The sequence below is a fragment of the Saccharopolyspora elongata genome (genome assembly GCF_004348985.1).
Taxonomy (GTDB): Bacteria; Actinomycetota; Actinomycetes; order Mycobacteriales; family Pseudonocardiaceae; genus Saccharopolyspora; species Saccharopolyspora elongata.
In genome coordinates, this window is sequence record NZ_SMKW01000022.1 from 39,073 (window position 1) to 50,835 (window position 11,763).

An 11,763-nucleotide genomic window follows, 5' to 3' on the forward strand; every position below is an offset into this window, starting at 1 on the left:
GCTGATCAGCGCCAGCACGAGGGCATCGGGTTACCTCTGGCGGGGTTTTCCTGGTTCGTGCGGCGGATGGTTCGGGTTGCCGCAGGCGATACACTCCACGCTGGGACTGCCTCCCTTCTCAACTCGTCGGATTGGTGGCCCTGCTCGGTGTCCGGTGTGAGAGCTGCGAGCACCGGCAGGGAATCTGTAGTCAGGCGATGCGAGAAACCTCGGTAGCCTTCGCGGAAGTGGTTCCTGCCAGGTAAGGACTGGCAGGAACCACTTCTGAACGATCTACCTCTAGCGCTTCGGCCAAGATCCGCGCCCGATCGGTCTGCGGTGGGTCGTCGGGGTCGTCGAACGGCCACATGATTTCGTCGCCCTTGGAGGGCAGCGCTGGCAACCAGTTGACGATGTTCGCGCAGACCTGGCACACCGACCGGCGATCGACGGGAGGGCCCTCTCTGATCCTGCGGTGCACAGGCCCATAGAGCCGGTGGCCGCAGGCAACAACGAACGATCCGCCGGAGTCGGTGACATCGCAGACGTGCCAACGAGCTTCGCGGGCGCTCGCGACCCAAGCGCGCTGACTCACGGTCGCCACCCCGTGTCGTCGCCAGCTCGCCAGGCGAGCCAGCTCAGCGCCAACACGATGATCGCCAAGACAACGGTGAACGGAACCATCAAGACGTGCCTCCTGGTTTTGACCCGGCCGAATCGTGTCTGCATTCCTCAATGAGGCAGCTAAGAAGATCGCGAAATGACACTGCCTGATCGACGGTCCATGTCGTGACTTGTGCGGGGGCCGGGGAGAGGATCTTTATTCCTCTTCCTCCTTCTGTTTTTTCGAGGAGCATTCGCCTGCGCTGTCTGGCAACATTGCATTCAGCACTGCGCCAGTGTTCAGAATCCAATCTGGGTACCTCGATCCCACTGATTCCCAATGGGCAAATAGATTCGCAATGAATTGACGCACGCATTCCCCGCAGAAATCGTGTCTGCTTGCGTCCAGTTGCGCGGGCGGTTCTGGTGGCAGTTGCATCTGCTCCCCGCATAGTCCGCCCAGGAGCCCGCCCTGGGAGCTCTCGGCCAGGCATCGCGTTGTGCCATGGATGACCACCGAGCCGACTGGGAGTACCCAGCGCACGAGTTCCTCGTTCGTACCAGCTGTCAGCTCGCCGAAAGTGGCGCGCTTGGTCATCGACACGATGACATCACTCCCCGTTGATCGAGCACCTGATTACGAGCGTGCTCGCTGGGAGGGGGTCGCAAGAGGGAGAATTACAGGGAGCGCAAGGGGAGACTTCGGGGAGAGTTGCACCCCCCGCTGCGCGATCAGTCCATTACACTGAGCGACACCCTGGTCCCAAGGAGTCGACTTGTCTGAGCCGAACGACGCGCTGCGCGCCGCTCGCGAAAGCGTCGAATCGCCGTCGTCACCAGGGCAGCCCTTAACCCGCGAGGAGCTGGCTGAGGCGGTGAATGCGCAGGTCTTCCGCTCGACCGGGAAGGTCACGGCTATCGATGCCAACCACATTGGGAAGTGGGAGCGAGGCGTAATCAGGTGGCCGGCTGCGCACTATCGCGCAGCAATCCGAGCGGTCCTTGACGTTGCAACCGACGCCGACCTTGGGTTTAGAAGAGGCGGCAGCGGGTGTACCACTGAGGACGTGGACCGCAAAACATTCTTACGAAGCACCCTCGGTCTCGGAGCGGGTGCTGCGCTGGCACGCGCCACACCAGCCGTCGCCGCACTGGCAGGCGGGCAAGACGATCTCGTGTCAGCAGTCGCAGGCCCGACCCAGGATTACCGGCGCATGGAATCCAGCGTCTCGTCTCAGTACCTCGCTCCAGCCGCAGAAGGGCACCTGCGACTGGCCAAGCAGGTAGTGCATGAGAAAGTTCGCAGCAGCAAGGGCTTTTCAACGTTGAGCGAGATCGCGGGCCTCGCAGCGTGGCTTGCGGCAGATCGAGGTGACTCCGCGACGGCTCGCGCTCGCTACAAGGAGAGCATCCGCTACGCGGAATCGTCTCGAAATTCGCTGCTGGTCTCCTACATGACGGCCAGCTTGGGGCACTACGCCGTTGAGATGGGTGATCCCCGCCAAGGATTGCATCTGCTCGATCGCGCTGCGCAGTACCAGGACGGTCACACTCCTGCTGCTGCACGCGCCTGGCTGGCTTCCCTGCGTGCCGTCGCGTTCGGCGCGATGGGAGATCGAGCGCAAACGTTGGACGCGCTCCGAACAGCTCAGCGCAACACCGATCGCCAGACCAGCGACGCTCAATGGCCGTGGGTGTTCGCGTTTACTTCCGCCAAGGCGGCTCGATACCAGTCAACCGCGCTTGCCGCGCTGGGCGACTACTCGGGCTCCCGTGCTGCCTATACAGCCGCGATCCCCACGATCACCGCGCCAAAGCCACTGGCGCTTGCAAAGGTCGAGTTCGCGGATCTCATGGTGTCCATGCGCCAGGAGGATGAAGCGTGTCGTCTCGCAGTGGAGGCGCTTCAGGTCGGTAAGCAGTACGGCTCGGAAAAGATCGTCGAGCGCGTGCGTGATCTGCGTTCCCGGATGGGCACGATGTGCCGCGACGCCAAGTTGCTTGATCGTATGTTGATCGACCTCTACGACTGAAGGAGCGACTGTGACGCGACTTGCTGTGACGGGACACCGAGGGCTGCCACAGCAGACCACAGAACTGGTGCAGCATGCGCTCCGTGTCGAGTTGGGGAAGTATGGCGACTCCCTGATCGGGCTGAGCTGCATCGCGGACGGCGCGGATACGCTCTTCGCACGAGCGGTCCTCGATCAAGGCGGGTCGCTGATCGTCATCGTTCCGGCAGCCAACTACCGCGAGAAACTTCCGGAAGAGCACCACGCCGACTACGACGAACTGTTCAGCCGGGCCTCGGAGATCATCCGGCTCGACTTCCCCGATTCGACCTCCGAGTCCCACATGACGGCCAGCGTCAAGATGATCGAGCTGGCAGATCGCCTCGTTGCGGTGTGGGATGGCAAGCCTGCTCGGGGCTACGGGGGCACGGCTGATGTTGTGGATGCCGCTCGTGAGCGTGATCTCCCGGTCACCGTCATCTGGCCGGATGGAGCCGAGCGCGACTAGCCTCGCTGCATGTTGGTGGCCAGTTGCAATTCCCCGCAGGCGAGCACCGAATGAGTCTGGGTTCCGGTCCGCGCTGCTAGAGCATCGGCTGCACGATGCCGTTCTCGTCCACGTTGCCGGCGAATTCCTCCCAGTCCATGTTCGCTATCGAGAGGTTGTTCTCGATCTCCTGGATCGCCGGTGGAGTGGCGCGGAAGGTCTGGCCGAGGTTTTCCTCGTCGAGATCGACGACCAGCACGTGGCGTTCGGGGGATTCCATGGTCGCCTTGTCGGCGACGACCAGCAACGCCCAGTCGGCGTCCGGCGGCACCAGCTGGACGAGTTGTGCGGCGGTCAGGCCTTCGAACCTGATGTCGTCGACGGGTTCCACGTCCGCGGTGAAGACGTCGTCGTCGAACACCTGGCGCGGTGCGGTCACCTGGCTGCTCGCAGCGGCCCACGCCTCGTCGTCGGAGAAATCGGTGCGCACCAGGGGCACCGACCCGATCAGCGGCAACTGCGGCGTGCCGGCCGGAACCTCCGCTGGCGCCACCGGTTCGCGCGCCTCCTCGAACAGCGGCGCTTCCGGGGGTTCCACGAGCGTGCCCCGGTAGGCGACCGGGGCTTGGCCCGCCGGTTGGCGGTAGCCGATGAAGTTGGCGCTGGATCGCTTGAGGGTCAGGCCGCTGACCACGAACTCCTCGGACTCGCCGGACCAGCCGGGCTTCCACAGCCCGACCGAGTACGCGTTGCCCGACCGGTCGCGCCACGCCGCCCACTGCAGCGGCGACTCCTCGCCGTCATCGATGAGGAACCGCAGCCGTCCCGCCGGGTGCCACCCCTTGCCCAGGGTTTCGGTGGTGAACTCGAACCCGTGGACACCATCGGCGTCCTCGAAGACCTCGTGGCCTTCGAGCTCGCCGCGAACCTGGACCAGATGGGCGCTGGCTGCTCGCCGGTGGCCGAAACAACTGCTCATGTCCGGCGCGAATGCGAGCGCGGACTCCGCGCCGTCCCGCGTGACCCAGGACAGCTGCTCCGGCACCGCGCTCCCGTCTTCGGCGAGGTGCACCAGCAGCCGAGGGCCTGGCTCCCACTCCACGGCCGCCAGATCACGCCGCCACATGCGAAAGACGAACACCGAAGCGTCGCCCGAAGCCGACTGCACAGAAGTCTCCTCGAAACCACGGCGCCGGGACACCCGGCCCGGCGGCACCTCACGAGCGAGACCCAACGTAGCCACGCCCCATGACAGGCAGCGCCACATCCAGCGAGGACTGTCCCTGCGGGCATGTTGCGAAGCCTGAAAGGGCAGCGGAATGCTCGACTGTCTCTTGTGGACTCCGGTGCTCAGCGGGTGTGGACCGAAACCGCGTAGTCGCCGTCGGTGAAGGGAGCCCGGTCCCAGGTGGCGAACCGGTCGGTCAGCGTGAGCCCGGCCGCCGCCGCGTGCGCGTCGTAGTCGGCGATCCGGTAACCGCGGTGGAGGCTGAAACCGGCGATGAGCAGTCCCGCGGGGCGCACGTGGCGGGCCACGCCGGCCACGAGCGCCGCTTGCGTGCCGGGCGGCGTGAACAGCGGGACGTTGCCGGCCATGACGACCACGTCGAAGGTCCGCCCGAGGTCGAGCCCGGCCAGGTCGGCTCGGACCCAGGTGATCTCCGGGGCCAGGCGGCGGGCGGTGGTCAGCATCGAGCCGTCGACATCGGCCCCGACGACCTCGATGTCGTGCCGGGCCAGTTCGATCGCCACGCGGCCCGTCCCGCAACCGGCGTCGAGGACGCTCGCGGGGGAGAAGGAGCGGACGAAGCCCGCTTCGCCGTGGACATCCGCCCCGGAAGCCGCCAATGCGTCGAACCGCCGCTGGTAGTCCTCGCCGTCCCACCCGGCGGGTGCGGTGGTGGCGGTGTCGCGTCCTTCAGGCATGGCTCGATCTTCGCATTCCCCGGAGACCTGCGAGTACTACCGGCAGGCCGGCAGTACTCGCAGGTGGTGGTCAGGAAACCGGATCTTCGGATCCTTCCCGGCGTGCGCCGGTGCTCGCGGCCTCCGGCCCGTTCTGCGTGCGCTGCTCGGCTTCCAGCCGCTCCGCCTCCTCGCCGCCGATCGCTTCGCCGCGGGCGACGAGCCCGGCGACGTCCGAGAGCGGGATCTGCTTGAGGACCAGGGCGAGCAGGAAGGCGATGCCGATGAACGGCAGCAGGTACCAGAACACGGGCGCGAGGGCGTCGGCGTAGGCCGTGACCACGCCGTCGCGGAGCTGCTCGGGGAGCTGGCTCAGCGTCTTGGGGTCGAGCGTCGCGGTCGCGGTCGAGGCGTCCGACGCCGAGGCGCCGGAGGCGGTGAAGACCCCGTTGAGGTTCTCGGTGAGGCGGGTGGTGAAGATCGTGCCGAACACCGCGGTGCCGAGCGCGGCACCGACCTCGCGGAAGTAGTTGTTGGTGCTCGTCGCGGTGCCGATCATGGCGGGCGGGACCGCGTTCTGCACGACCAGCACGACCACCTGCATGATGAGCCCGAGGCCGGCGCCGAAGATGAACAGGTAGACGCAGATCAGCCAGATCGGGGTGTCGGCGGCGAGCGTCGTCATCAGGACCATGGCGACGGCGGTGATGATGGTGCCGACGATCGGGAAGATCCGGTAGCGGCCGGTCTTGGTGATCGCGGTGCCCGAGGCGATCGACGTGCCGAGCAGACCCACCATCATCGGCAGGAGCAGCAGCCCGGAGGCGGCCGCCGAGGTCCCCGACGACATCTGCAGGAACGTCGGCACGAAGCCGATGGCGGCGAACATGCCGAGGCCCAGCGCGAGGCCGATCGCGGTGGCGTTCACGAAGATCGGGTTGCGGAACAGGCTCAGCGGGATGATCGGGTCCGCGGCGCGCGCCTCGGTGATGACGAACGCGACCGTCGCGGCGAGCAGGCCGAGGCCCCAGGCCCACGTCTCGACCGCGGTCCAGCCGTGCGCCTTGTCGCCGCCGAAGTCGGTGAAGAAGATGAGGCACGTCGTGGCGGTGGAGAGGAACACGACGCCGAGGACGTCGATCGGCTGGGTCGCCTTCTTGTCCGGCAGGGTCAGCGCGACGAGCGCGATGATGAAGGCGGCGATGCCGACCGGGATGTTGATGTAGAACGCCCACTGCCAGGTCAGGTGGTCCACGAAGAACCCGCCGAGCAGGGGGCCGCCGACGGCCGACAGGCCGAAGATGCCGCCGAGCGGGCCGAGGTACTTGCCGCGCTCGTTGGCGGGCACGATGTCGGCGATGATCGCCTGCGACAGGATCATGAGCCCGCCGCCGCCGAGGCCCTGCATGGCCCGGAACACCACGAACGCCCAGAAGTCCGTGGCGAACGCGCAGCCCACCGAGGCGAGCGTGAACAGCGCGATCGCGATGAGGAACAGCCGGCGCCGGCCGAGGACGTCGCCGAACTTGCCGTAGATCGGCATGACGATCGTGGTCGCGAGGAGGTAGGCGGTGGTGATCCACACCTGGTGCTCGACGCCGCCGAGATCGCCGACGATGGTCGGCATGGCGGTCGCTACGATCGTCTGGTCGAGGCTGGACAGCAGCATGCCCGCGATGAGCGCGCTGAAGATGATCCAGATCCGTCGCTGCGTCAGCAGCAGCGGGGCGGGCGCGGTGGTGGTCATGACTTCCGTTCGAGGTTCGGCGCGAAGAGCTCGCGGGCGGCGGCCAGCCGGCGGGCGAGGATCTCCGCGAAGGAGTCGGAGTTCGACAGGGTGAGGAATTCCCGCACGGCGGCCGAGATCAGGGCGCGGATGACCTGCACGGCGGCGGCGGCGCGCAGATCACCGGGAGCGAGGCCCTCGCGCTGTTCGACGAGCTCCACGTCGGACTGCTCGTCGCGCTGCATCTTCTCGACGAACCGGGTGAGCAGCCGGGGCTCGCGCTCGAACACGGCGAGGACGTCGCGGATGCTCTCGGCCGTGATGTCCGCGCGTTCCCAGCGCTGCACCGCCAACTCGGCGAGCTCGTCGAGCAGGGTCGGCGAGAGGCCGGGGCTCGCGGAGCCGCGCGCCAGGAACTGGTCCGTGAGCGCGTCGTCATCCTTGCGTGCGGTGATTCCCAGGACAGCGTCGTCCTTGGAAGCGAAGTAGTTGAAGAAGGTGCGGCGGGAGATGTCGACCTGCTCGCAGACTTCCTCGACGGTGAACCCGGACAGCCCGCGTTCGGCGGTCAACCGGAGAGCGACGGAGGTCACCTGAGCAGCGGTCGCGGCCATGCGCCGCTCGCGAATGTTAGTTGCACGATTCATCTCATAGTGCAGTATTGCACCCTCGGTTGCACAGTGCATCAATACCCACTGTGCTCCCGGCCGCACCCAACCGGGCGGCGGCTGACACGTCCGCGTTCCAGCGCCCTGGTCGGGAGCACTTCCGCGACGCGGAGTTCGTGACGGGCTTCGAGGTGCGCATGGAATCACGCCTTCTCTGCGGCGATGAGTGGCGGCGACGGCATGCGTGACTCGGCCCAGCGAGGGGGGTCGCTGGGCCGGTGGGTGTCAGGCGTTCCAGGTCAGGGGGAGCTTCTCCACTTCGTAGATGTTCGAGTTGGTGTGCATCGGCACTTCTTCCGCGGGTATCGCCAGGCTCAGGTCCGGGAACCGGGTGACGAGTGCCGGGAGTGCCGTTCGCAGCTCTATTCGTGCGAGGTGCTGGCCGAGGCACTGGTGGACGCCGTGGACGAAGGTGAGGTGTCCGGTCGCGTTGCGGCGCAGGTCCAGGGCGTCCGGGTTGGGGAACTTGCCCGGGTCCCGGTTGGCCGCGTCCATGGAGACGGTGACGCTTTCTCCCGCCTTGATCAGGCGGCCGTCGATTTCGGCGTCTTCCAGTGCGGCCCGAACCGTGCAGGGGCCGATTCCGGTGTAGCGCAGCAATTCCTCGACCGCTCCGTCGGCGAGGTCCGGGTCGTTGCGCAGAGCGGCGAGCTGGTCGGGGTTTATCAGGAGGGCGAAGGTGGCCATCCCGATCACGCTCGCCGTGGTGTGCAGGCCCGCGAACAGGAGGAAGGCGCCGAGTCCGAACAGCTCCTCGTCGGTCAGGTCACTGGTGGTCAGTTCGCTGAGGACGTCGTCGGTGGGGTTGGCGCGCTTGGCCAGGACGAGCTCGCTGATGTAGTCCTGCAGCCCCTTCAGCGCGGCGATCTGGTCCTCCGGGGTGGTCCCGTCCCGCAGCACCACGCCGTCCGCGAGGTGCTGGAACTTCTCGCGATCGGTGTAGGGGACGCCCAGCAGCTCGCAGATCACCAGCGCCGGAATCGGTCGCGCGTACAACTCCATGAGGTCGGCCGGAGACCCCTGCCGCTGCATCGCGTCCAGGCGCTCGGTGGTGAACTCCGCCACCCGATCCGCCAGCAGGCGGATGCGGCGCGGGGTGAACTTCCCGGCCAGCAGCCTGCGGTAGCGGGTGTGCTCCGGCGCGTCCAACCCGAGGAAGTCCCCCGGCGATGCGGGAGGCGCCGGCTCGGTGATACCGGGCATCGGCATGTGCAGCAGCTCGTACCGGTTGCTGAACCCGGGATGCGCGAGCACGGCGCGGGCCTGGTCGTAGCCGGTCGCCAGCCAGCCCTCGTGCCCGTCCGGGTAGGTCATCTGCACGAGCGGCTGTTCCTCGCGCAGGCGAGCGAGCTCCGGTGGCAGGTGGAACGGGTGCTCGGGAGACCGCTGGAACAGCAGCTCCAGCTTGGTGAAAGGTTCTGCCATCATCGAATTCCTCCTACTGGTAAGGGATTTCGCAGCATGCGGCGTGCGGTTCGGACGCCGCGGGGGTGGTTCCAGCCGATGGCGGCGGTGACCCCGTCGTCGCCTTCGGCCAGCGCGAGGAAGCGGCCCTCGCGGGGATTTCCTTCGGCGATCCGGATCCGCGCTTGCGGCGCGATGACGCCGTGCACCTGGATCTTGGTGTCGTACTGGTCCGACCAGAAGTACGGGATCGGGCTGTACCGGCGGTCGCCGCCGAGGATGTTTTCGGCGACGACCAGGGCCTGTTCCGTGGCGTTGGTGCGGGTTTCCAGCCGCGCGGTGGTGCCGGTGCCGGGGTCGTGCCAGCGAGCGACGTCGCCGACCGCGTACACGTCGTCGGCGGCTCGCAGCGAGGCGTCGCAGCCCACCCCGTCGTCCAGGTGCAGGCCGCTGTCCGCCAGCCATCCGGTGGCGGGCGCGGACCCGGCGGCCAGCACCGCGAGATCGGCCTCGACGACCTCGCCCGAGGTCAGTTCCACCCCGGAGGTCTTGCCGTCGGCACCGATGAGCCGGGCGGCGCCGACGCCGGTGCGCAGCCGCACGCCGCGCGATTCGTGCAGTGCGGCGACGTGACCGCCGAGCTCGGCCCCGAGCTGCAACGCCATCGGCACCGGTCCCGGATCGATGAGCGTCACCTGCTTGCCGAGAGCGCAGCAGGCGGCCGCTACCTCGCAGCCGAGGACTCCCGCGCCGATCACTGCGACTCGCCGTGCGGCCTGGAGGTCCTGCTTGAGGCGGAGCGCGTCGTCCAGCGTCCGGAGGGTGCGCGCGTCGGCGAAGCCGGCCGGTCGGCACGGCACCAGGCCGGTCGCGATCACCAGCGCCCCGTACGACAGGGCCTTGCCCCGGTCCAGCACGACCGTGCGGGTGTCGAGCCGGAGCCGCTCGGCGCGGTGGCCGAGCAGCCAGTCCACCTGCAGTTCGTCCAGCCCGCCGGCGGGACGCAGGTGGACCGCCTCCGCGGACCACCGTCCGATGAGGACCTCCTTGGACAGCGGCGGCCGGTCGTAGGGCGGGCGAGGTTCTTCGCCGACGATCCTGATCCGGCCGGTGAATCCCTTGCGGCGCAAGGCCTCCGCCACGGTCAGGCCGCCCACGGACGCGCCGACGATCAGCACGTCGTCGGGGATGGTCACGGCGTTTCCTCGATGCGGATCGCAGCGGCGGGGCACAGCATCGCGGCTTCCCGCACCGCATCGTGCAGGTCGGCCCGCGGTGCCGGGTCGAGCAGCACCACGACACCGTCCTCGTCGCGCTGGTCGAACACCTCCTCGGCGGCGAGCACGCACTGGCCGCCGCCGGTGCACTTCACTTCGTCCACGGTGATCTTCATGTTGAGCTCCAATGGGTTCGGGTTCGTACGTCAGACTTCTGCGGTGACCCGCTGAGGGGTGGGAGTGGTGCGGCCCTTCATGACGAGGCGGGCGAGCACGGCGGCGGCGAGCACGAGCGCGGCGGTGGCCCAGCAGGTGATCGCCATGCCCGAGCTGAACGCCTCGCGAGCGGCGTGCGCGAGCCCGGCATCGCCCAGCGCGAGCGCATCGCCGATCGAGGTGCGGGCCGGTTCTGGTGCGGTCGCGGGCATCGCGGAGGTGTAGTTCGCGGCCAGGACGCTGCCGAGGATGGCGATCCCGAGGGCTCCGCCGGCCTGCTGCATCGTGTCGTTCACCGCGGATCCGACGCCCGCGTGCTCCGGCGGAACGGCGTTCATGAGCGCCGCGACGGCGGCTGGCTGCGCGAGACCGGCCCCGACGCCGAACACCGTCAGCGCCGATGCCACCGCGACGACGCCGCTGTCCGGGGAAAGGCTTCCCAGCAAGGCGAATCCGACGGCCACCACGGTCAGCCCTACCGCGGTCATGGTCCGGTTGCCGATCTTGTCGCCGAGGGTGGCGCCGAGGGCGTTGGTCAGGATCGTGGCCAACGCGATGGGCACCATCATCGCGCCCGCCTGCGTCGGGGTGTAGCCGAGGACGAACTGCAGGTACTGGGTGAACACCAGGACCAGCCCGCCGAATCCGACCTGAGTCAGGACCAGCGCGAAGCTACCGCCGGAGAAATCGCGGTCCCGGTACAGCGCGAGCGGGACCATCGGGGACGCCGTCCTGGTCTCCCAGACCGCGAACGCGATCAGGACGACCACGGCCACCGCGAGCCGGGTCAGGGTGGCCGGGTGGGTCAGGCCGGTGACCGGGAGTTCGATGATCGCCCACACCAGCACGGTCAGCCCGACCATCGACAGGACCGCGCCGAGCGGGTCGGCCCGGCGGGCGGGCGCCCGGGATTCGGGCATCAGGGCGAGCGCGGCGATGATCGCCAGGACCGCGATCGGGACGTTGATGAGGAAGACCGATCCCCAGCCGAAGCCGGTGACCAGCACCCCGCCGAGGATGGGCCCGCCGATCATGCCGACCATCAGCACCGACGACCAGACCGAGGTGGCCTTGCGCCGCTCCTCGTCGTCGAACACCGTGATCAGGATCGACAGCGTGCTCGGCAGCACCAGCGCGCAGCCCACGCCCATCAGGGCGCGGTAGGCGATCAGCTCGCCCGAGCTCGCCGCGCCGGCGGCCAGCAGCGAGGCCAGCCCGAACAGGGCCAGGCCGATGATCATCACCCGCCGTCGCCCGTACCGGTCCGACAGGCTGCCCGCGGTGAGCAGCAGGCCCGCGGTGGTCAGGATGTAGGCGTCGCCGATCCACTGGATGTCCTGGGAGTCCGCCCCCAGGTCCTGGACCAGCACCGGGATCGCGACCGTGAGCACCTGGTTGTCGATCGTCAGGACCAGGGTGCTCAGGCACAGCACGACCAGGACGAGCCAGCGTCGTGGGTTGGGTTGCGTTTTCGACACGCCGGCAACAGTGCCGACCGGCGATGACAGCCGTCTGACAGCGACCTGACAGCCCGGCCGCGCCGCTG

At 68.1% G+C, this 11,763-nt stretch carries 11 protein-coding genes; 2 read left to right on the forward strand and 9 right to left on the reverse strand.

What is annotated here, in order from left to right; all coding sequences use genetic code 11:
- Positions 1-190: 190 nt before the first annotated feature.
- Positions 191-574 carry a hypothetical protein gene (locus tag E1288_RS18040; protein ID WP_132486539.1) on the reverse strand — a complete coding sequence of 128 codons (384 nt, stop codon included), beginning with the start codon at positions 572-574 and terminating at the stop codon, positions 191-193.
- 784 nt (positions 575-1,358) lie between these two features.
- Between E1288_RS18040 and E1288_RS18045 the strand changes: the two genes are divergently transcribed.
- Together E1288_RS18045 and E1288_RS18050 are read left to right on the forward strand one after the other, a co-directional pair.
- A complete protein-coding gene (locus tag E1288_RS18045) occupies positions 1,359-2,615 on the forward strand; it encodes a hypothetical protein (protein WP_132486541.1) in 1,257 nt (418 codons plus the stop codon).
- Between the two features lie 10 nt (positions 2,616-2,625).
- Positions 2,626-3,102 carry a hypothetical protein gene (locus tag E1288_RS18050; RefSeq protein WP_165968162.1) on the forward strand — a complete coding sequence of 159 codons (477 nt, stop codon included), beginning with the start codon at positions 2,626-2,628 and terminating at the stop codon, positions 3,100-3,102.
- 76 nt (positions 3,103-3,178) lie between these two features.
- On the opposite strand, the gene E1288_RS18055 is transcribed toward E1288_RS18050, so the two are convergent.
- The 8 genes from E1288_RS18055 to E1288_RS18090 form a co-directional block, all read right to left on the reverse strand.
- The gene (locus E1288_RS18055) at positions 3,179-4,249 is read right to left on the reverse strand and encodes a DUF6924 domain-containing protein (RefSeq protein ID WP_132486543.1); all 1,071 of its coding nucleotides are present in this window, start codon (positions 4,247-4,249) and stop codon (positions 3,179-3,181) included.
- 182 nt (positions 4,250-4,431) lie between these two features.
- Positions 4,432-5,007 carry a class I SAM-dependent methyltransferase gene (locus tag E1288_RS18060; protein ID WP_132486545.1) on the reverse strand — a complete coding sequence of 192 codons (576 nt, stop codon included), beginning with the start codon at positions 5,005-5,007 and terminating at the stop codon, positions 4,432-4,434.
- 70 nt (positions 5,008-5,077) lie between these two features.
- The gene (locus tag E1288_RS18065; protein WP_235883630.1) at positions 5,078-6,733 is read right to left on the reverse strand and encodes an MDR family MFS transporter; all 1,656 of its coding nucleotides are present in this window, start codon (positions 6,731-6,733) and stop codon (positions 5,078-5,080) included.
- A complete protein-coding gene (locus tag E1288_RS18070) occupies positions 6,730-7,326 on the reverse strand; it encodes a TetR/AcrR family transcriptional regulator (protein WP_132486547.1) in 597 nt (198 codons plus the stop codon). Before E1288_RS18070 ends, E1288_RS18065 begins: the two co-directional genes overlap by 4 nt.
- Before the next feature lie 279 nt (positions 7,327-7,605).
- Positions 7,606-8,805, reverse strand: coding sequence for a cytochrome P450 (locus E1288_RS18075; protein ID WP_132486686.1), 1,200 nt, complete (start codon positions 8,803-8,805; stop codon positions 7,606-7,608).
- A complete protein-coding gene (locus E1288_RS18080) occupies positions 8,805-9,980 on the reverse strand; it encodes an NAD(P)/FAD-dependent oxidoreductase (protein ID WP_132486549.1) in 1,176 nt (391 codons plus the stop codon). Before E1288_RS18080 ends, E1288_RS18075 begins: the two co-directional genes overlap by 1 nt.
- Positions 9,977-10,177, reverse strand: coding sequence for a ferredoxin (locus E1288_RS18085; protein WP_132486551.1), 201 nt, complete (start codon positions 10,175-10,177; stop codon positions 9,977-9,979). Before E1288_RS18085 ends, E1288_RS18080 begins: the two co-directional genes overlap by 4 nt.
- Before the next feature lie 30 nt (positions 10,178-10,207).
- On the reverse strand, positions 10,208-11,695 hold the full coding sequence (locus E1288_RS18090) for an MFS transporter (protein ID WP_132486553.1): 1,488 nt from the start codon (positions 11,693-11,695) through the stop codon (positions 10,208-10,210).
- Positions 11,696-11,763: the final 68 nt, after the last annotated feature.

What these genes read in the sequence shown, in the direction of transcription:
- E1288_RS18060 (WP_132486545.1), bottom strand. Translation starts at nt 5,007, where the DNA reads ATGCCTGAAGGACGCGACACCGCCACCACCGCACCCGCCGGGTGGGAC.
- E1288_RS18065 (WP_235883630.1), bottom strand. Translation starts at nt 6,733, where the DNA reads ATGACCACCACCGCGCCCGCCCCGCTGCTGCTGACGCAGCGACGGATC.
- E1288_RS18070 (WP_132486547.1), bottom strand. Translation starts at nt 7,326, where the DNA reads ATGGCCGCGACCGCTGCTCAGGTGACCTCCGTCGCTCTCCGGTTGACC.
- E1288_RS18075 (WP_132486686.1), bottom strand. Translation starts at nt 8,805, where the DNA reads ATGGCAGAACCTTTCACCAAGCTGGAGCTGCTGTTCCAGCGGTCTCCC.
- E1288_RS18085 (WP_132486551.1), bottom strand. Translation starts at nt 10,177, where the DNA reads ATGAAGATCACCGTGGACGAAGTGAAGTGCACCGGCGGCGGCCAGTGC.